Source organism: Mucilaginibacter sp. KACC 22773 (assembly GCF_028736215.1).
GTDB lineage: Bacteria > Bacteroidota > Bacteroidia > Sphingobacteriales > Sphingobacteriaceae > Mucilaginibacter.
In genome coordinates this window covers 4,376,426-4,396,638 of sequence record NZ_CP117883.1, presented here as the reverse complement: position 1 = coordinate 4,396,638, position 20,213 = coordinate 4,376,426, and the positions used below count along the sequence as shown (strand labels likewise).

General features: G+C 42.9%; 14 protein-coding genes. 9 read left to right on the top strand and 5 right to left on the bottom strand.

All coding sequences use genetic code 11. The features are described from left to right. Window positions 1-6 precede the first annotated feature (6 nt). Window positions 7-927 (bottom strand): hypothetical protein, encoded by a 921-nt coding sequence (locus PQ469_RS17875; RefSeq protein ID WP_274208893.1) that lies wholly within the window; start codon window positions 925-927, stop codon window positions 7-9. Window positions 928-1,027: 100 nt separating this feature from the next. Between PQ469_RS17875 and proS the strand changes: the two genes are divergently transcribed. The 3 genes from proS to PQ469_RS17860 all read left to right on the top strand — a co-directional run bounded on the left by proS (window position 1,028) and on the right by PQ469_RS17860 (window position 4,683). Then, complete coding sequence (gene proS, locus PQ469_RS17870) at window positions 1,028-2,500, top strand: proline--tRNA ligase (protein WP_274208892.1); 1,473 nt, start codon at window positions 1,028-1,030, stop codon at window positions 2,498-2,500. Window positions 2,501-2,586: 86 nt separating this feature from the next. Continuing rightward, window positions 2,587-3,726 (top strand): cystathionine gamma-synthase, encoded by a 1,140-nt coding sequence (locus PQ469_RS17865; protein WP_274208891.1) that lies wholly within the window; start codon window positions 2,587-2,589, stop codon window positions 3,724-3,726. Window positions 3,727-3,828: 102 nt separating this feature from the next. Beyond that, on the top strand, window positions 3,829-4,683 hold the full coding sequence (locus PQ469_RS17860) for a TIGR02757 family protein (RefSeq protein WP_274208890.1): 855 nt from the start codon (window positions 3,829-3,831) through the stop codon (window positions 4,681-4,683). A gap of 97 nt (window positions 4,684-4,780) precedes the next feature. Here the strand turns inward: PQ469_RS17860 and PQ469_RS17855 are convergent, their stop codons facing one another. Further along, complete coding sequence (locus tag PQ469_RS17855) at window positions 4,781-5,071, bottom strand: hypothetical protein (protein WP_274208889.1); 291 nt, start codon at window positions 5,069-5,071, stop codon at window positions 4,781-4,783. Window positions 5,072-5,540: 469 nt separating this feature from the next. On the opposite strand from PQ469_RS17855, the gene PQ469_RS17850 reads away from it, so the two are divergent. Then, window positions 5,541-7,508, top strand: a complete 1,968-nt coding sequence (locus tag PQ469_RS17850; RefSeq protein ID WP_274208888.1) for a KUP/HAK/KT family potassium transporter — start codon at window positions 5,541-5,543, stop codon at window positions 7,506-7,508. Between the two features lie 114 nt (window positions 7,509-7,622). On the opposite strand, the gene PQ469_RS17845 is transcribed toward PQ469_RS17850, so the two are convergent. Continuing rightward, window positions 7,623-8,681 carry a nucleoid-associated protein gene (locus tag PQ469_RS17845; protein WP_274208887.1) on the bottom strand — a complete coding sequence of 353 codons (1,059 nt, stop codon included), beginning with the start codon at window positions 8,679-8,681 and terminating at the stop codon, window positions 7,623-7,625. Window positions 8,682-8,838: 157 nt separating this feature from the next. Here PQ469_RS17845 and mnmE point away from each other — a divergent pair, with 157 nt between their 5' ends. The 4 genes from mnmE to PQ469_RS17825 all read left to right on the top strand — a co-directional run bounded on the left by mnmE (window position 8,839) and on the right by PQ469_RS17825 (window position 17,435). Beyond that, window positions 8,839-10,230 carry a tRNA uridine-5-carboxymethylaminomethyl(34) synthesis GTPase MnmE gene (gene mnmE, locus PQ469_RS17840; protein WP_274208886.1) on the top strand — a complete coding sequence of 464 codons (1,392 nt, stop codon included), beginning with the start codon at window positions 8,839-8,841 and terminating at the stop codon, window positions 10,228-10,230. A 321-nt stretch (window positions 10,231-10,551) separates the two neighbouring features. Further along, the gene (locus PQ469_RS17835) at window positions 10,552-12,867 is read left to right on the top strand and encodes a tetratricopeptide repeat-containing sensor histidine kinase (protein WP_274208885.1); all 2,316 of its coding nucleotides are present in this window, start codon (window positions 10,552-10,554) and stop codon (window positions 12,865-12,867) included. 342 nt (window positions 12,868-13,209) lie between these two features. Beyond that, window positions 13,210-15,468, top strand: a complete 2,259-nt coding sequence (locus tag PQ469_RS17830; RefSeq protein ID WP_274208884.1) for a tetratricopeptide repeat-containing sensor histidine kinase — start codon at window positions 13,210-13,212, stop codon at window positions 15,466-15,468. A 17-nt stretch (window positions 15,469-15,485) separates the two neighbouring features. Further along, window positions 15,486-17,435 carry a sigma 54-interacting response regulator gene (locus PQ469_RS17825; protein ID WP_274208883.1) on the top strand — a complete coding sequence of 650 codons (1,950 nt, stop codon included), beginning with the start codon at window positions 15,486-15,488 and terminating at the stop codon, window positions 17,433-17,435. Window positions 17,436-17,448: 13 nt separating this feature from the next. On the opposite strand, the gene PQ469_RS17820 is transcribed toward PQ469_RS17825, so the two are convergent. Together PQ469_RS17820 and PQ469_RS17815 are read right to left on the bottom strand one after the other, a co-directional pair. Beyond that, window positions 17,449-18,129, bottom strand: coding sequence for a YoaK family protein (locus PQ469_RS17820; protein ID WP_274208882.1), 681 nt, complete (start codon window positions 18,127-18,129; stop codon window positions 17,449-17,451). Between the two features lie 18 nt (window positions 18,130-18,147). Continuing rightward, the gene (locus tag PQ469_RS17815; protein WP_274208881.1) at window positions 18,148-19,503 is read right to left on the bottom strand and encodes an alginate export family protein; all 1,356 of its coding nucleotides are present in this window, start codon (window positions 19,501-19,503) and stop codon (window positions 18,148-18,150) included. A gap of 384 nt (window positions 19,504-19,887) precedes the next feature. Here PQ469_RS17815 and PQ469_RS17810 point away from each other — a divergent pair, with 384 nt between their 5' ends. Beyond that, on the top strand, window positions 19,888-20,169 hold the full coding sequence (locus tag PQ469_RS17810; RefSeq protein ID WP_274208880.1) for a hypothetical protein: 282 nt from the start codon (window positions 19,888-19,890) through the stop codon (window positions 20,167-20,169). Window positions 20,170-20,213: the final 44 nt, after the last annotated feature.

Genomic DNA, 20,213 nt, shown 5'->3' with positions numbered 1-20,213 from the left:
ATAAAATTATGGTCTAACTGGTCTGCCGCCACCACCACCGCCGCCGCTGTTACCGCCGCCGCCCGAGCTTGAAGATGATGGCGATGGGGCTGGAGATGGTGAAGAGCGCTCAACACTTTGGGTTTGTGGCCTGGTATCTTGTTGCCTTACAGGGCGAGAATCGCGCGAGTAACTGGTATTGCTGTTGTTTGAATTGCCGCGGGTAATAGTACCATCGGTTGTTCTGTTTGCACGGCCGCCTGGTATATAACCAATACCGGTACGCGTAGGCGAGCCAGCACCTACCGGGCGGGCAGTACGGGTAAATGAACTTGGCGTGTAACCACGGCCGCTAAACGGACTGCCGGTACCGCGCACAGGGCGCGGCGTACCTGATGAAGCATAACCCCCACGGCCATAACCGCCGCCGTATCCATAACCGCCGCCATAAAGGCCACCGTAGCCATAACCGCCACCGAAACCGCCATATCCATAACCGTACGGGTAGCCATAGCCTAAACCAAGGCCCCAGCCGCCACCATAGCCATAACCAAGTCCCCAGCCGCCGTACGCGTACGGCGAGTAGCCATAACCATAAGGACCATAATTAAAGCCTAAGCTAAAACCGCCGTTGTAATAGGGGTTGCTGTAGCCGTAATATAAATTATCGTAATAACTAAACGGAGAGTAATAACTGAAACGGTTTATGCGCGATGCATAATCATCGTAGTAAAAATAATCGTCGTCATCTTCCTGCTGCACTTGTTGGTTATCAGCATCAGTTTGGTTGTAAACAGGCTGCACGGCATAAATAGGCTCATCTCCTGCCTTCGCATTCGAAAAGTATACATCGTCGTTACTGGCAGTGGTGGCGAGTTTTTGAGTGGAGCAGGAACTCAGTGCCAGGGCGCTGATGAGAAAAATTCCTATTGCAATATTCCGTTTCATATGCAGGTTTGTAAAAGTTCGGGTTCGAATAAGTTTTAAATTTATAAATTTGGGCGCAATATACAATAATTGCAAAGTCAAAAATTCTATTCCAATCAATATGAGCAAAGGTGTTATCAGTAAAGACGAAGATTATTCGCAATGGTTTAACGACTTAGTAATTAAATCTGACATGGCCGAATATTCGCCGGTTAGGGGCTGCATGATCATTAAACCGTACGGCTATTCTATATGGGAAAAAATACAGGCCGTGCTTGACGGCATGTTTAAAGATACCGGGCATAGCAATGCCTATTTCCCGCTGTTAATACCCAAATCGTTTTTCAGCAAAGAAGCCAGCCACGTTGATGGTTTTGCCAAAGAATGTGCTGTTGTTACCCACTACCGCCTTAAAAACGATGGTAATGGCAATATTATAGTTGATGAGGATGCCAAACTGGAAGAAGAGCTGATCATTCGCCCTACATCAGAAACCATTATCTGGAATACCTATAAAGGCTGGATCCAATCATACCGCGATTTGCCTATTTTGGTTAACCAATGGGCCAACGTAATGCGTTGGGAAATGCGTACCCGTTTGTTTTTACGTACCAGCGAGTTTTTATGGCAGGAGGGTCACACCGCCCATGCTACAGCCGACGAAGCCATAGCCGAAACCGAACAAATGCTGAATGTATATGCCGATTTCGCCGAAAACTGGATGGCACTACCGGTAGTAAAAGGCCGTAAAACCGCCAACGAGCGTTTTGCAGGCGCTTTGGATACTTATTGTATTGAGGCTTTGATGCAGGATGGTAAAGCCTTACAGGCAGGTACATCGCACTTTTTGGGGCAAAATTTTGCAAAGGCCTTTGATGTAAAATTCACCAATAAAGAAAATAAGATAGAGCATGTTTGGGCAACCTCATGGGGCGTATCGACGCGCTTGATAGGTGCTTTAATTATGGCCCATAGTGACGATGCGGGGCTGGTATTGCCGCCAAAACTGGCGCCTATACAAGTTGTGGTTGTGCCTATTTACAAGCACCAGGAAGAACTGGATAATATATCAGCTTATGTAGATTCTTTAAAGAAAGAACTGAAGGCCAGAGGTATTTCTGTAAAATTCGATAATCGTGATACCCACCGTCCCGGAGCAAAATTTGCAGAGTACGAGTTAAAAGGCGTTCCATTGCGTGTAGCCATTGGCAGCCGTGATATGACAAACGGAACCGTTGAACTGGCCCGCCGCGATACCAAAACCAAGAATACCGTTAACCAGGAAGGGTTGGCCCAGCATATTGAAGCTTTATTAGAAGAAATTCAGAACAATATCTATAAAAAAGCTTTTGATTTCCGCGCCGAAAACATGACCGAGGTGGATACCTACGAGGAATTTAAACGCATGTTGGATGAACAACCAGGCTTTATAAGCGCCCACTGGGACGGTACACCCGAAACCGAGCAAAAAATAAAAGAGGAAACTAAAGCGACAATCCGTTGCATACCTTTGGATAATAAACAGGAAGAAGGGAAATGTATTTTGACAGGTAAACCATCTACACAAAGGGTGTTATTTGCCAGGGCATATTAATTCAGCATATAGTTCATAGATCATGGTTCATAGCCGAATCTGATACTGCCATGAACTATGATCCATGAACCATGAACAAACCAAAAATGAAATTCGCAACTAAAGCAATACACGCAGGGCAGGAGCCCGATCCAACCACCGGTGCTATCATGACGCCGATATACCAGACATCTACCTATTGGCAAAAATCGCCGGGGGATAATAAGGGATATGAATACTCGCGTGGTACCAACCCAACCCGTAAAGCGCTTGAGGGCTGTTTGGCCGCATTGGAAAATGCCGAATTTGGCCTGGCTTTTTCAAGCGGAATGGGCGCCACAGACGCCGTGATGAAATTATTACAGCCCGGCGACGAGGTGATTACCGGGAATGACCTGTATGGAGGCTCGTACCGGATTTTTACAAAAATTTATGCTCACTATGGCATTAAGTTTCATTTTTTGGATCTGTCTGATCCCGAAATTGTTGCTGAGTACACCAACTCATACACCAAACTGGTTTGGATAGAAACGCCTACCAACCCAACTATGCAAATTGTGGATATTGAGGCTATAGGCAAAATAACCAAAGAGAAAAATTTGCTGTTTGTGGTAGATAATACCTTTGCCTCGCCATACCTGCAAAACCCTATCGACCTTGGGGCCGACCTGGTAATGCACTCTGTAACCAAATATATTGGCGGCCACAGCGATGTGGTAATGGGCGCCCTGATGACGAACGACGAGGACCTGTACAAAAGGCTTTGGTTTATTTACAACGCCTGTGGTGCCACACCCGGCCCAATGGACAGTTTCCTGGTGCTCAGGGGGATTAAAACCCTGCACCTGCGCATGAAGGCACATTGTGAAAATGGTCGCCTGGTGGCTGAGTTTCTGAAAACACACCCCAAAGTCGGGAAAATTTATTGGCCGGGCTTTACCGACCATCCAAATCATGAAGTTGCCAAAAAGCAGATGCGCGATTTTGGCGGCATGATATCTATCGTATTGAAAGATGCCGACCTGCAGGAAACTTTCCGTATTGCTTCATCATTTAAAGTATTTGCCCTTGCCGAATCATTAGGCGGTGTAGAGTCCCTGATTAACCACCCTGTAAGCATGACGCACGGTTCTATCCCCAAAGCCGAACGTGAAAAAGCCGGCGTAGTTGACAACCTGCTGCGTTTAAGCGTAGGGGTTGAGGATATTGAAGATTTACTGGAAGATCTTCGTCAGGCACTGAGTTAAAACCTACCCGTCATTGCGAGGTACGAAGCAATCCCCTACATGCAAGCCCGCTTAGCAAATCGGGGATTGCTTCGTACCTCGCAATGACGTTTTTTATATGTAATGAGCGAAAACCTCCAATCCTTCCTCGACGCTAAAGTTGCCCAATACAACCGCACGGAGTTTATTGAAAACGATCCTATCGTGATCCCGCATATGTTCAGCAAAAAACAGGATATCGAGATCATGGGTTTTTGGGCAGCTACCCTGGCCTGGGGGCAGCGGGTTACCATCATCAAAAAGTGTCGGGAACTAATAACCTTGATGGATGGGGCACCCTATGATTTTATCATCAACCACGAAGAGCCCGATCTTAAAAAGCTGCTGAGCTTTAAGCACCGCACTTTTAACGATATCGATACGCTTTATTTCATCAGCTTTTTTAGATATCATTATGAAAACTTTGATTCGCTGGAGGATGCATTTATGCCGAAGCCCCCTAACCCCCTGAAGGGGGAACAAGCGGCTAAATTTCCTAATCAAGGAACTCCCCCTTCCGGGGGCTGGGGGGCCGAAGATCATCTCAATCACTTCCGTTCCTATTTCTTTTCGCTGCCCGATTATCCGCATCGCACAAAAAAGCATGTATCCTCGCCTTCGCAAAAATCAACCTGTAAAAGGCTCAATATGTTTTTACGCTGGATGGTTCGTAAAGACGAGAACGGCGTTGATTTCGGCATCTGGAGCCGTATCAAATCTGCCGATCTGATTTGCCCGCTCGATCTGCATGTCGACCGGGTTTCCCGCAAGCTATTACTCATCACCCGCAAACAAACCGACTGGCAAACTGCGCTTGAACTAACAGAACGATTGAGGGAGTTTGATCCGCTCGATCCGGTGAAGTATGATTTTGCCCTGTTTGGTTTGGGCATTGAGGAACGGTGGGGGATAGAGGGCGTACTTCCAAACTTTAGCTGAGTCATAAGTACTAAGTCTTAAGCCTTAGGTTCTAAGTCATGGGGCTGAATTGGCATTTTTGACTTGGAACTTAAAACTTTCGGCTCAAGACTTCAAGCTAACTTTTTGCCTTTTCAACAACCACTACTGCGGGCTTTGGCTCTTCAACCCGTTCCATACGTACCAGGCGTCCGTCTTTAAAATAATAGTACATGTTTGCTACCACTCTTTGGGCATCGGCTTCAACTACCCGCTTGTAAACAGATCTTCCTTGTGTTGCTTCAACAAGGCTCAAATTATATTTCTGTGATGCGGTGAATTCCGTTTCGCTCATGCCAATGGTGTACTGCTTTACTGCGCAGCTTGCTAAAATAACAGACATGAATAAAATAGCGAATGACTTTTTCATAAGGTAAATGTGACAAGTTTTTGAAATACATTTTGTTTGTAAAAGTATGACTTATCCTCGCCGAAAAGGTTTACTTAATAAAGCAAAAAGTGTGTTTATTTATTGGTAACAATTGTTGTATTCAATACTACGAAGGCCTGAAATGGTTTCTTGAGGTCATATTGTACATAAAAAAATGGCAAATTTTTTATTTGTAAATGGCTATCGTTTTGATAAAACCTATCATTTTGATAGTTTTTTTGATTTTTACAAATTGCTGCATTTTTCATTCAATTGTTTGTAATACAGGTTTTTATTTTTGATAATAGTCCTGTAGGCATGTGTTTTGACTACGAGGTTTCGTTATTAAAAACAGTTTATGGCGATAGTATTTCTTTGTTGCGGCGGTCAACATTCAATGTGGCTGCAAAAAAAATCCCAGGCAACAGTATTGTCACCTTTTCAATCCCCTAATTTTTTTATTTATTAAATGAACTCACACGTTAAGCACCTCACATTTGCGGGCATGATTGTTACGCTCGGTATCATTTTTGGCGATATCGGTACTTCCCCGCTATATGTATTTCAAACCCTGCTGGTCGAAGGCGGAAAAGTAAATCAGGCCCTGGTTTTAGGCTCCATTTCTTGCATCTTTTGGACGCTTACCTTGCAAACCACCTTTAAATACATTGTGATAACCCTACAGGCCGACAATAAGGGCGAGGGTGGCATATTCTCATTGTATGCCCTGGTAAGGCGATATGGTAAATGGCTGGCTATACCGGCAATTATTGGGGCGGGCACTTTGCTTGCCGATGGTATAATTACCCCACCAATATCGGTAACATCGGCTATTGAGGGATTGAACCTGGTGCCTTACTTTTCGGATGTTATCATTCCTGGTAATAACCTTATTTTGATCATAGTAATTGCGATAATTATACTGCTTTTCTTTTTTCAACAGTTCGGTACCAAAGTGGTTGGTTCGGCTTTTGGGCCTATTATGCTGATGTGGTTTATTATGTTGGGCATTTTAGGGGGTATACAGGTGATGCATTCTCCAGGCATATTTAAAGCGCTGAACCCTTACTATGGCGCGCGCTTACTAATGGATCATCCAAAAGGGTTTTGGCTGCTGGGCGCGGTATTTTTATGTACAACGGGTGCAGAGGCCTTATACTCAGATTTGGGCCATTGTGGTCGCAAAAACATCCAGGTAAGCTGGATATTTGTGAAGACCACGCTGGTTATTAACTACCTGGGTCAGGGCGCATGGGTATTGGCGCAGGCACCAAACAAGAATTTTACAGGCGTAAATCCATTCTTCGAGATAGTGCCTCACCAGTTCCTGATCCCGAGTATTGCATTAGCTACTATGGCTACTATTATTGCCAGCCAGGCTTTAATCAGCGGGTCGTTTACACTAATCAGCGAGGCGGTGAGCATGAACTTCTGGCCGCGCATTACTATCAAATATCCATCTAACATTCGCGGACAGATTTATATCCCCAGCATCAACTGGATACTTTGTGTGGGTTGTATCCTGGTATCGTTGTATTTTAAAACATCAAGTGCCATGACCGCTGCTTACGGCTTTAGTATCACCATTGCAATGCTAAGTACTACCGTTTTAATGTACTATTTCATGCGCTATGTTAAACACTGGCCGGTGTGGTTGGTCACAATTATTTTGTGCCTGTTTTTAACCGTTGAGTTCTCGTTTTTTGTAGCCAATGCGGTTAAAATAGTTAAAAGGTTATTCTTTGTAGGCTTTGAAGTTGGGTTGATATTTACCATGTATGTTTGGTTCAGGGCGAGGAAGATCAATAACCGTTTCCTGCATTTTGTAGATATTAAAGAAAAATTACCCCTGTTAAATGCACTTAGTGCCGATACTACCGTCAACAAATACGCTACACATCTGATTTATCTAACCAAAGCCAATAACAGCAAACAGATAGAAGAAAAGATTATTTACTCTATCATGAGCCGCCGCCCTAAACGTGCCGATATTTATTGGTTTGTGCACATTGAACGTACAGATGAGCCCTACACCATGGAGTACAGCGTTGACCATATTGAGCCCGGTAAGGTTATCCGCATTGAGTACCGCTTAGGCTTTAGGATTCAGCCGAGGGTTAACGTGCTGTTCCGCAACGTGGTTGAGGATATGGTGAAACGCAAAGAAATTGATATTACCAGTAAATACCCTTCCCTTAAGGAGTATAATATCCCTGCCGATTTCAGGTTTGTAATTATGGAAAAATTCCTGAGTTATAATAACCTGTTCAGCGTGAGCGAAGGATTTATCCTTAACAGTTACTTCGCCATTAAAAAACTGGCCCAGTCAGAAGCCAAAGCCTTTGGTTTGGATACCAGCGAAACCCGCATTGAAAAAATACCGCTGGTGGTTAAGCCGGTGAGTAATTTGCATTTGAAGAGGGTAGAGGCGGTATAGGTTTTTTGGTGGAGTAGTTGATTGAGTTGATTAGGTGAGTGGTTGATTAAGTTTAAAATGCTGATAATCTGTCAACCACTTAACCCAATCAACCACTCACTTAATCAACCAACCCTACGCCTCTTCCTTAAAATAAACCTTATAAAAGTTCATCGCTTTATCATCGTCAAAGCCTTTTTCGATCAGTTGTTTATCACCATGGATATAGATGTGGAAGTTTTTATCCAGCTTTAAAACACTTTTGTAGTCGCGGGCTTGTTTTTTTACGGCATTGCCGGATATTTCGAAGGTGTTGCCAATGGGGCTGTCAAACTCCTGTTCGTACTGGTTTTTGAATGTTTTGAACGATTCGATGGCTTCAGGGTTACCTATTACCTCGTTGCCAAATTCGTCCATATCAAAGGTTTCCTTTTCTTTAAAATACTTCATCGACCGGTTGAGCAGGTCAATCTTATCGGCCTTACTCATTTCAAACTGATCGTCGAGTTTTTGGGTAACAAAGTTTTTGTAAATGCCCAGGGTATTGTTGGTTTGGTTAAAACTATCGTTACGGATCTTGAGCTGTAAAAAATCGTCTTTCCAGTATACGGCCGCATCCTGGCCGCCGTTGGTTTTATCAACCACCACTACTTTATAACCGTTTTCTTTCTCGATGTTAAAGATAAGCACCCCTTTATCCAACTTGTTAATGTTGATGGCGTCCTGCTCATAATCAACCTGGAAACCGCCTTTATCGGGGTAAACCTTCAGGTAGGTTTCTTTATTCTCCGATTTAAAAATGCCGATGGTATCCAGTGGGTTACCTTCAATTTGTACGTTGTTAAAGTAAACAACATACAACTCGCCACCTTTAATATTGGGATGGGTGGTAACCTTAAAAAGATGCTTGGCAATTTTTTCTGATGCTTCGTGAAATTTTTCCTGATCCTCAAACACCTTGGTGGCAAAGTTATGCAACTCGTTAAGCGCCAGGTCGCCGCTGCTGTGTGTCAGGTGATAAACTTCGTTAACCTTTTCAAAGGGCTTTAAAAAGTACTGCATCAGCAGGTTGGGGATAATCTCATCCTTCAATTCCAGCGGACTATCCGACAAGGCGTATAACTCATCCTGCAAAGGATTACCAACATGATGTACCGAAATAGTATCGAGCGAAGCTTCAAAAAAAGTTACCATAGTGGCGGCAAAGGTAGTTTTTTTAGTCCATAGACCATGGACGATGGTCCATAGTTAGGTTACAAAATGATGATAGGAAGATTGATCTTAAATTGCGACTTTTGTGCTTTGGTCCTTTTACCATGGGCTATCGACCATCGACTATTGACCACCGACTATGAACACTCACCACTCACCACTCACCACTCACCACGAAGATACCATCGTTGCCCTTGCTACCCCAAACGGGATTGGCGCTATCGCGGTGATCCGCCTTTCGGGGCTGAATGCCATAGCTATTGCCAACAGTGTGTGGAAGGGTAAAGATTTAACCAAACAGGCTTCGCATACCATCCACTTTGGCCATATTGTTGACGGCGATTTGGTGCTTGACGAAGTATTGGCATCGTTGTTTGTTGCCCCGCGATCATATACGCGCGAGAATGTTGTCGAGATTAGTTGCCATGCCTCGGGGTATATCATCGAATCAATCATAAAGCTATTCATCAAAAAGGGAGCAAGATCGGCCAAGCCGGGCGAGTTTACCCTCAGGGCATTCCTGAACGGACAACTCGATTTATCGCAGGCCGAGGCGGTTGCCGATTTGATAGCCTCCAACTCCAAAGCATCACAGCAGGTAGCTTTACAGCAATTGCGTGGCGGTTTTAGTACTCAGCTGCAAGCGCTGCGCGAGCAGCTGGTAAATTTTGCATCGCTGATTGAACTGGAACTTGATTTTGCCGAAGAGGATGTTGAGTTTGCCAACCGCGACCAGCTGAAAAACCTCATTCATGAAATAACCAAAATAGTAGGCAGGTTAATCCAGTCATTCGAACTGGGTAATGCCATCAAGAACGGTGTAAATACAGTTATAGCCGGCCGGCCCAACGCGGGTAAGTCGACGCTGCTGAATGCGCTCCTGAACGAGGAAAGGGCCATTGTAAGCCATATTCCTGGTACCACCCGTGATACTATTGAAGAGGTACTGAATATCCAGGGCATCAATTTCCGGTTGATAGATACCGCCGGCATCCGCGAGGCCACTGATGCTATTGAGCAGATAGGGGTACAGCGTACAATGGAAAAAATAAGCCAGTCGGCATTGTTGGTTTACGTGTTTGATGCCGCTGAAATTACTACCGAAGAATTGAACAACGACATTGAAAGCCTGCAAAAGCCAGGAATTTCCATGCTGCTGGTAGCCAATAAAGCCGATTTGCTTACCGATGCCCAGCTAACAGCCCTACCGCATGGCGATAAGCTGACCATCATATCAGCTAAAGAAAAACAACATATCGATGAGTTGAAACAACGCATCTATTCCTCATCCATTAAAGACCAGCTAAGCGGCGATGAAACCATGGTAACCAACATTCGCCACCTGGAGGCACTACAAAAAACCGAGGAGGCCCTTGTACGGGTGCTTGGTGGGATAGACGGGAGTATAACATCCGATTTCCTGTCGATGGATATTAAACAAGCGCTTCATTACCTTGGCGAGATTACCGGTGTAGTTACTACGGATGATCTGCTGGAAAATATATTTAGTAAGTTCTGTATCGGCAAGTAAGCCATCAAAAAATAAATTCTATCTGCTTTTAGGTTTCTTAATTACAGTAAATTACCTGGTTTTTTGCCGGCTTCTCATTTTGCAAGGATGATTGGATTTTTTCGAAATCATCATTAAGAATATGTTTTTAATTTTTTGTTAATCAATAAGGTATATGAATATGCTGGTATTGATTATCGGTATGCTGTAAATCGATTTTTTAAATCACGAGATATATTTCTTATGACGCCCGGAAACAAAAATGTTTATATTGGTATGTTATTTGGGTAAGCAGGTTCGCCACCAACTCATTAACGACTTAACTTTCAAAAAATAAATTCGATGGGGCATCAGTTACCAGGCCTTGCCAAACAAGAAGGCAGAGAGGCGAATATCCCCAAAAACTGCTGGCTTGCTGTGGCTGTCGATAGCAAATATGTTAAACTCCTGATAGCAATTTTATTGCTTATTGTACCAGAGTTTTGCCCCGCCCAAGAGGTAAAGGAGCAATTGTACACGCAGCCAGCTCACCACCAGGTTGACACATCGCGTATTAAGGCTTTATATCAATTAGGCCTTTACTATTTATCGCATTATAATCAAAAAAATCATTTAGATAGTGCGCAGTTTTATTTGAACAAAGCACTCCTGATGGCTACAGCGGCGCACCGAAGCACCGAAATAAACAGGTGTAATTTACAATTGGGCAATGTGTACCTGGCACGCAATAACCTGCCTGTTGCAGAAAGGTATTATACCCTTGTGGCACAGGCGCATGAAGCAAGGCTGGAAACAGCTAAGCAGGCGCAAACATGGTTAAAATTTGGCGAGAATGTATTAAATAAAATGACAGATACCGGCAAAAAGAAACCTGAGTTGGCGGCCGAAATGGCCGAGAAATATTATAGTCGGGGTTTAAGATTATTGGAAACTACAAAGGACACCGGCGCCCTTATTGACAGGGAAATAATTATAGCCAGCTCTTTTGGTGTTAGGGGTTTTGATGAGCGTTACAAGAAAAAATCTATAGACATCATTAAAAGATTTGAAAACTCCAGCTTTGCCCGGGTTAATGTGCTGTATGCAAGTTTATCGCAGTTTTACAGGGACGCAGGTAATAACAATGTGTCGCTATTTTATTTGCTGAAGGCGATGAACCGCATGAACCGGTTACGCGATACAGTAAATAAAGATTTGTTATACGGCGAGCTGGCGCTGATATACGACGAATTGGGGCAGACGGACAAGAGCATAGAAATGTATAAAGAAACCTTAGCCTTACGTGAAAAAATACCCGGTACGCCGCCTGAAGCATTGTACCGCACAGTTGGTTTTATGGTGCTTGACTTAAATAAACTGGGACGTAGCGCCGAGGGGCTTAGCTACCTTATAAACCTCGAAAAAAGGCATCCGCCTAAAGAAGATAATGTAAAAGGTATGGCCGCCCAGGTAAAAGCCTATTGTTATGACGGGCTTAAACAATATAGGTTAGCCGAAAAATTCTACCTGGTAATGATGACTTATTACAGGAACTGTCGTATCAATTACCTGCGAGAGATAGCTTCGTACGACATTGCCAATTTTTATTTACAACAAAAAAAATACAGCAAGGCCGCCTATTACCTGAAAGCTTTGCAGTCAGTAAATTTTAATTTATCGCGCGAAAGGAATATCAATTTAATGCGTTTTAAAATAGATTCTGCTGCTGGGAAACCCTGGTCTGCTATCAAGTATTTTCAGCAGTATAAACGGTTAAACGATTCGATTTTTAATGCCACCAAAAGCGGGCAAATAGAAGAATTGCAAATAAAATATGCCACCGAGCAGAAAGAGAGCGACCTTGTGTCCGTTACCAAAGACCGGCAGTTACAGTATGAAAAGGCGAACCACGCCACCAACGCACGCAATATTACATTGATAGGCATAGGTATGCTTTTAATAGTTGTTGGTTTACTTTACAATAGTTACCGCATAAACCAAAAAAAGACTATTGAGATAGATCGTAAGAATAAAGAACTGAGCCAATTAGTGAGCGAAAAAGATAGTTTATTAGAAGAAAAAGAATGGCTGATAAAAGAGGTTCATCACCGGGTGAAAAACAACCTGCAAATAGTAATGAGCCTGCTTCAGCGACAATCATCATTTATTAATAATAAAGAGGCGCTGGCAGCTATTCGCAATAGCGAACATCGCATGCATTCAATAGCCCTTATACACCAAAAGTTATATCAGTCAGATAGTTTAATGCTGGTCAACATGAATGATTACATAAATGATATGGTTGGGTACCTGCAGGAATGCTTTGATTTGGGCAACCGCATCAGGTTTGAGAAATTAGTTGCCGATATTAACTTTGAAGTAAATGTAGCAGTACCTATGGGACTTATTCTGAACGAAGCTATTACCAATTCAATCAAATATGCTTTTAATGGTCATCGGGATGGTTATATAAGGATAGCCCTTGAGCAAACCGGGGAAAACGATTATTTATTGGCAATAGCCGACAATGGGCGGGGCCTTGCTGTTGACATTGACCTTGAGAAAATGAATTCGATGGGGTTTAATCTCATGCGGGGGTTAAGCAAACAACTTGGTGGGAAATTATCGGTGTCAAATGATCATGGACTGGTTATAAAAATAGCATTTCGTACACGCTAAAATTATAAAACAACACCTGTTAAAACAACGATATATCGTTGTTTTGCAGCTAAATATCGCTGCCATCGTTACACGGTAACATATTTTACGTAGGCCGCGAAATAAAAATACATCTCAATTTATAATTGTGTTTGCTAATAAAAATCCGGCGGCTATCACGCTCAGTTGTGGCAAGGTTTATGAATAAGCATTGCCGTCCGTTATAACTTGCCGCCGGAACGGCAATAATTATCGAGGTAATGGATTTTAAATTTTAAATTATAGCCAGGTTTAATAGCAGATCCGGGAAACTTCATCAACAAGTTGCCGGATGCAGAAGCAATTGGCTATTAACAATAAATTATGTTTAAAGCGACGGTTCTTCTGTCATTATTTATTGCTGCAACCTATCCATGCTTTTCCCAAACGGCGCCTAAGGATAAGGTAAGCAACCTGCTTGCCCAATTACGTACGGCAAGGCCGGATACCAATCAACTAAACATGCTTCGCCAACTTGGCAGCTATTACCTTGAGCGGCACTTCAGGTTAAACAAGCCCGATCTCGACAGCGCTTTCGTTTTTTTTAAAAGAGAGAACAGCTTAAGTACAAAGCTACATGTGGAGGCTGGGTCTGGCCGCTTAGAAAGCCTGTGCAGTTTAGGTACAGTTTACCTCTCGAAGAATATGCTCGATAGCGGAAAGGCATGTTTTATGCAAGTAGTAGATTTTTATAAAAAAAACGGCAACAAACAACAGGAAGCAAAAACATGGGAAAGGTTTGGTAAAACAACCGAATTGGCAAACTGGCCCCTTGTGCCCGCAAATTTAGTAACGGAAATAATTGGCGCGTATAACAACGCTATTACTTTATTTATAGCTACCAATGACAGGCAGCGTGAAATTATGGCCCGGTACAATCTGGCCCACGGGCATTTTAAATTCGGCCTTATATATTTGGCCGAAAAAGATTGCATACAAGCCATTGAGAAATATGGGAATAGCTCATTTAGCAATATGGGGGCCATTTACTTTATCCTGGCCCATATAAACAGGTACCGTGGCAATATGAATAAAGCCCTGCTTTATATTTTAGAAAGTATAAGGCGGATAGATAAAAGCCATGATACCACCAACATTCGTGTAAGGCAAGCTTCTATGTTTGGCGAATTGGCCGAGGTGTACGATGCGCTTGGGCAAACCGATAACAGTGTTGCCTGGTATAAAAAAACACTGGCACTGCGCGAAAACCTAAATTTACCACTCCAGCAAAAATACAGGACAGCCGGGTTTATTGTTAAAGGGTTAATAAAGCAGAAAAGGTATTCGGAAGCGCTTGCCCTTACAATTGGCATCGAAAAAAGACACCCGCCGGATGACAATTACGATAAAGCTATTATTACACAAATAAAGGCTTATTGTTACGAAGCTTTGAAAGACTATAAAAATGCAGAGGCTGCCTACGTTGAAATGATGAGGCTGTACCCCAAGACCACAGCAGACGAGATTGTTTCTTTGGCCAAGTATGATATTGCCAAATTTTATATAACACAAAAAAAATTTGAAAGAGCTGCATTTTATCTTGATGAAGAAATTTCGAAAAGTGCTGCTGTTACACGGTCGAGGGACTTTTATTTTATAAAGTATAAAATTGATTCGGCAAAAGGGAACTATTTATTGGCACTACAGCATCAATATTTATTTAAGCAGTTCAGCGATTCTATTTTTAATAGTAATAAAAGCAAGGAAATTCAGGAGCTGCAGATTAAGTATGAAACTGACCAAAAGGAACGCAATATCAAATTCTTAACAAAAGAAGGCCTGCTGCAACATGAAAAGGCGGTACGGGCCAACAATACACGCAACCTTACCCTGGCAATTAGCGTGCTGCTTATTTTTTTGATGTGCTTGATTTTTAATAGTTACAGGATAAAACAGCGAACCAACGTGGCGCTGAACGCACTTGTAAATGAAAAAGACAAGTTATTGGCAGAAAAGCAATGGCTACTAAAAGAGATCCATCACAGGGTAAAAAATAATCTGCAAATAGTAATGGGGCTGTTGCAGCGGCAATCGGCTTATATTGATAATGACGAGGCGCTGGCCGCCATACAGAATAGCGAAAATAGGATGCACTCCATTGCGCTGATTCACCAGAAACTTTACCAGTCCGAAAATCTCGACCTGATTTGTATGCAGGAGTATATTGATGAAATGATCGGTTATTTAAAAGACAGTTGCGGCCTTTATAACCACATTTTGTTTGAAAAACAAATAGATGAACTTTACTTGGACGTGGCGCAGGCAGTACCGCTTGGTTTAATACTGAACGAAGCCATCACAAATTCCATTAAATACGCTTACAAACCCGATGAGGCCGGTATTATTTATATTTCACTGGTTAGTAAAGCTGACGGGAACAACCAGTTAACTATAGCCGATAACGGGCCTGGCCTGCCTGCTGCCTTTAATATAAATAAAGTTGAATCGTTAGGTATAAATTTAATGCGGGGATTGGCCAAGCAACTGGGCGGAAGTTTTGATATCATCAGCGAACAGGGATGTATAATAAATATTGATTTTAAAACAGAAATATTTAACAGGGTTACAGCAAAACAGAAATAACACTAACTTAGAATGTCATGAATCGGAAAAAAATTCTTGTTGTTGAGGACGAGTTTATTATTGCAGATGTATTAAGCAATATTTTAAAAACTGCAGGCTACGACGTTTGCGGTATTGCCGACAGCGTGCCAGAAGCGCTGGAAATGATTGATGAATTTGCGCCGGGATTTGTATTGCTGGACATTTATTTAAAAGGGAAGCTTACAGGTATAGATCTGGCACATCGTTTAACCGAAATAAATACCCCGTTTATTTATATTTCGGCCAACTCCAACCAAAAGGTACTTGAGGCCGCAAAGATTACCAATCCGTATGGGTTTGTGATTAAGCCATTCCGCGAAAAAGATGTATTGATTGCCTTGGATATAGCAATGTACCGCTATGAAAACCAACTGGAGAATGGCCTGCGTCAAATTGCAGTATTACAAAAAAAAGCTGCCGAAATACTGGCTTCAACAATTGGCTGGGAGCATAAAATATTGCAGATGGGCAAAACTTTACAACCCTATATTCCCTTTGAATTTTTGTCGGTGGGTATGAAACAGGAGGATACCGGGAGTTTTTATGAAATCGGCTTTTCGAGGATAGGTTTTGATGAATACCAACTGATAGGCGGTACAGAACTGATGATTGTTACCAACCACAAGCAGCATGAACTGGCCAAACTAAAGGCTAATGACCTAACCGACCTGATAGCAACCTGGTATGACGAAAATGAATTAGAAGTTTTGCTGAAAAAACCTTCGTTAAAAAAATTGTTTGCCGATACGTACAACTTAAAGTCGCATTTGTCAATGCCTATTTCATTAAGCAATGGCAAAGTGTGTTATTTTAATTTTTATAGCCGCCGACCAGACGCATACCAGGCCGATCACTTAGTGCTATGCAATAGGTTGCAGCTTATGTTAACCAGTTTTATGGAAAGCATGCAGCATGCTCCTAACAGTCCACTGATTAACAAGCCGGGTAATTATACGCCAAACCCGCAGGTTAAAACAACAGAACAGCCAAATCCCTTCAGTGGTATTATTGGCAGCAGCCATTTGTTGTTAACGGTGTTTGATAATGTCGTCCAGGTATCTAAATCAAATTCATCGGTACTTATTTTGGGCGAAAGCGGTACCGGCAAAGAAAAAATAGCAGAGCGTATTCATTCATTATCACTACGAAAAGACAAACCTTTTATCAGGATAAATTGCGCGGCTTTACCCACATCGTTAATTGATTCTGAACTATTCGGCCATGAAAAAGGAGCATTTACAGGTGCCCACGAAAGAAAAATAGGGCGGTTTGAACAGGCACATACAGGCACTATATTTTTGGATGAAATAGGCGAATTGCCGCTGGAATCGCAATCAAAATTGCTTAGGGTATTGCAGGAAAAAGAAATAGAACGCATTGGTGGTCGTGTTACCATCAAAACTGATGTACGGATTATTGCGGCTACCAACCGTAATTTGGATAAAGAAGTGGCTGAGGGTCGTTTCAGACTCGATCTTTTTTACCGCATCAATGTTTTTCCTATACTAATGCCCCCGTTGCGCGAACGAAAAGAGGATATTGCCGACCTGGCCAGGCATTTTTTAAACATCTACGCCCGTAAAACCGGTAAAACTGTGCGCGGTATATCCCCGCAGGTTTTGGAGAGCATGAAACGTTACCATTGGCCGGGCAATATCCGCGAACTGGAAAATTTAATAGAGCGTAATGTACTGCTAACACGCGATGACATGATCAATAGCATGGCGTTGCCCACCCAGTTAGAGCAACCTATAGCTGTTATGCCTGCCGAAACCGTGGTTACCACCATGGTTGAAGGAGAACGTGCCCACATACTGGCAGCGCTGAAAAAGTGTAATGGCAAAATATGGGGAGAAGGCGGAGCGGCCGGTTTATTGAATATCCCCCCAACCACACTCAACTCTAAAATGAAAAAGCTGGGAATTCGGAAAGATTTTGGTACGTAGGCAGGGAGCGAAATCAGGCCGCTTGTTGTTTAAACAGATTATTTGCTCCCAGCCAGGCCAGCATCATTGCACCCGGCAGCAAAACCGAAACCAACCCGTAGTGTTTAGCCATAAGCGCACCTGCAAAACATCCTGCCAAAAAGCCAATAATTAAAGTAGCCTGTTTTTTAAAGCTTATCCATGTTTCGGCATCTGCCGGGCGGGTGGTTATACCTTTTATCAAATCGAGGGAAGCCTGGGTTACGTTGCCGGTCATTACTGTTGTTAAACCATAGGTAGCTTTGCTGTACAGCTTGCCAAACGTATTTTGAAACGCCATTGCAGTTACAAGGAGTATTACAATTAGTTGTACCTGCCAGCCCGTATTTTGCCCGCCGCTTATCAACAGCGCCGATAATATGCCGCTAATAAGTAGCAGCAGCCCTTCCAAAATTATCAGCGTGTACATATTAGCCGATTTTTTGCCTATACGGCCGCCCAGCATTACGGCCAGCACAAAAACAGGAAAGGTGAGCAGCTTTTGCCAGTCATGCGGGTTATTATGCTTAATAAGGTCGTAAGCAAACACAATAAAGTTGCCTGTAACATGGGCCGAAAATAATTCGCCTGCGGCAACAAAAGTAAGCGTATCACAAAACCCGGCTGCAAAGCATAATAGCAGCGTTGTATTTCTAACCAATTTTTCAGTTTCCATCTTATTAATATTACCGGCTCAAAATTTCAGCGTAATGGTGCTGCCCGCCATTAAAATATCTTTACCGGGCCCGGCTTCTTTCAGGAAGTCGCCGGCGCTAAACCATGTTATTTCCTGCCGTAAATACAGGTATTTGTTTATGGTATATTCCAGCGCGCCCCCAAGCTGGCGGCCTATCTGCTTTGAACTACCTGCTTTACCGCTATAGATGACCTTGCCATTTACCGCATAAAGCCCGTCATTACGGTTCATGCGCCAAAATAAATCGTAATCTGCCGAAAATACCAATTTTTTAGTCAGGTTAACCTGAAAGTATGGGTGAGCATCCAGTAAGTTGTAGGGCCCGATCAATGCTGCAAGACCAAAATAAGCGCCTTTGGGAAATAATGGATTGAACGTATTTAACCTGCCGTCGCCATAATTTTTATCCCCGCTGATAGCTTCCGTTTTTAACCCTATTTGTGGCTTTAGCTTGGTTTGATAAAATGTGTGCGAAATATTTGCTGATAGGGTCCATGCCGAAATAGCGCCAGTTGCAAAATTACCAAACTGATAAAGGCCTTCCAGGTCATATTGCCAGTAAGGTGTAGTTCTCCATATTCGTGTACCTATGGAGTGGCGGGTTTCGGCACCTTTGCCGTCATCAAACGTAGCCGCCTTTTTATGGATGCCGAGGTAATAAATGTCGAAATTTTTGACTACAGGTATTTGGGTAAAGGCCCCGTAAGCGCCCCAAAACTGCGTTCCGTTGTTAAAGCCATCATCAAATATATTTGGTTTGGCAGGCACATAGTACGAGTAAAATACATCGAGTTTGAGATTTTTGCTGCCATACATCAGTTTAGCTGCATCAAATGCCTGCCTGTTATTTGGCGCTTCGCGTACCGCTACCAGGCGCTGCGATCCGTAGGATAATTCCTGCCTGCCAAGTCTAAGCGTTAAGCCCTTAGTCATCACATCAACAAAGGCCTGGTGCAGATCAAGCAGGTTTTGATCTACCGGCGACGGTTTTTCTGCCTCGCCGCTGGCCAAACTGCTTTGTAGCTGCACAAACGTACGAAAGTGCTTGCCGGCATGAAAATCCAGATGCCCCAGGTACCGGGTTAAAATGAAGCCGTCTTTATCCGCTGGTGCGGCTCCCCAGTCCTGGTTGTCAAAATGAAAATATTGGTAGCGTACCTCGCCACCGAAACTGAGGTAAGCAGCTTTATCTTGAGATACAGACTGGAATTTTAACCGGTTGTACCAATTGGCTGATGTGTCTTTTGCGAGATACGTGTAATTTTCATCGTATCGCAATTGTTTAAAGGAAGTTTCCTGCGCCAGGCAGGTGCAGGAAACTATACTGAAAAATAGGGCAGCAATGGCTTTCATAGGTGTAGGGATATAGGGGCGGTTTGAGCGATGAGTTTAGAAATAGCTAATTTTTGTTATTCATTGTTCACTAAAGAATCAATAGTAGTGCCTTGTTGGTAATTATTTAAAAATCAATTGTTTGTGTTTTGACGCTGCGGGGGTTATCGCTTTATTTCGGAGTCTGTCCGGTTTTTCTACGAAATAGCGTTGTTGCCCAAGGCAATATTGAGTTAGCAGATAACCATCAGGTTATCAGTTAATTTAACTACATATCGTTAAGAGGGGACGGAAATTGCGACATGTCGTTTTTTTATTGGTAGTTGTAATGTTATAAGTATTTGATTTTTAGTTATTTAAATAGGTGGAATAGCGCTTGTCATTGATAAAGGAAATAATTACGACATGAAAAAGCACTCTCTTAAAAAATTGAACTCATCCCTAACCAACTGGGTGATCCGCCTCCATCAAATTGGATACACCGACGATTTTTTACCATTAAAAAGCGGCGAGGTACAATGCGCCCAAAACGGTGAGAACTTTGCCATCAACAACCTGCGCGTCAGTTTGATTGATTGTAGTTATGACACGCTTACCGGTTCCTGTCAATATATCCATACCATTGATACCCAGGTTGGCTATCGTGGGTTGTTAATTACCAACAGAATATTAGGACTAACCAATTAACATATGATGATAGCCGGCAAACCTACTAACGGCAAAATGGATTG

Bases quoted from the DNA above. Each gene is read 5' to 3' on its own strand.
- PQ469_RS17875 (WP_274208893.1), bottom strand. From the start codon at position 927: ATGAAACGGAATATTGCAATAGGAATTTTTCTCATCAGCGCCCTGGCA.
- proS (WP_274208892.1), top strand. From the start codon at position 1,028: ATGAGCAAAGGTGTTATCAGTAAAGACGAAGATTATTCGCAATGGTTT.
- PQ469_RS17865 (WP_274208891.1), top strand. From the start codon at position 2,587: ATGAAATTCGCAACTAAAGCAATACACGCAGGGCAGGAGCCCGATCCA.
- PQ469_RS17860 (WP_274208890.1), top strand. From the start codon at position 3,829: ATGAGCGAAAACCTCCAATCCTTCCTCGACGCTAAAGTTGCCCAATAC.
- PQ469_RS17855 (WP_274208889.1), bottom strand. From the start codon at position 5,071: ATGAAAAAGTCATTCGCTATTTTATTCATGTCTGTTATTTTAGCAAGC.
- PQ469_RS17850 (WP_274208888.1), top strand. From the start codon at position 5,541: ATGAACTCACACGTTAAGCACCTCACATTTGCGGGCATGATTGTTACG.
- PQ469_RS17845 (WP_274208887.1), bottom strand. From the start codon at position 8,681: ATGGTAACTTTTTTTGAAGCTTCGCTCGATACTATTTCGGTACATCAT.
- mnmE (WP_274208886.1), top strand. From the start codon at position 8,839: ATGAACACTCACCACTCACCACTCACCACTCACCACGAAGATACCATC.
- PQ469_RS17835 (WP_274208885.1), top strand. From the start codon at position 10,552: ATGGGGCATCAGTTACCAGGCCTTGCCAAACAAGAAGGCAGAGAGGCG.
- PQ469_RS17830 (WP_274208884.1), top strand. From the start codon at position 13,210: ATGTTTAAAGCGACGGTTCTTCTGTCATTATTTATTGCTGCAACCTAT.
- PQ469_RS17825 (WP_274208883.1), top strand. From the start codon at position 15,486: ATGAATCGGAAAAAAATTCTTGTTGTTGAGGACGAGTTTATTATTGCA.
- PQ469_RS17820 (WP_274208882.1), bottom strand. From the start codon at position 18,129: ATGGAAACTGAAAAATTGGTTAGAAATACAACGCTGCTATTATGCTTT.
- PQ469_RS17815 (WP_274208881.1), bottom strand. From the start codon at position 19,503: ATGAAAGCCATTGCTGCCCTATTTTTCAGTATAGTTTCCTGCACCTGC.
- PQ469_RS17810 (WP_274208880.1), top strand. From the start codon at position 19,888: ATGAAAAAGCACTCTCTTAAAAAATTGAACTCATCCCTAACCAACTGG.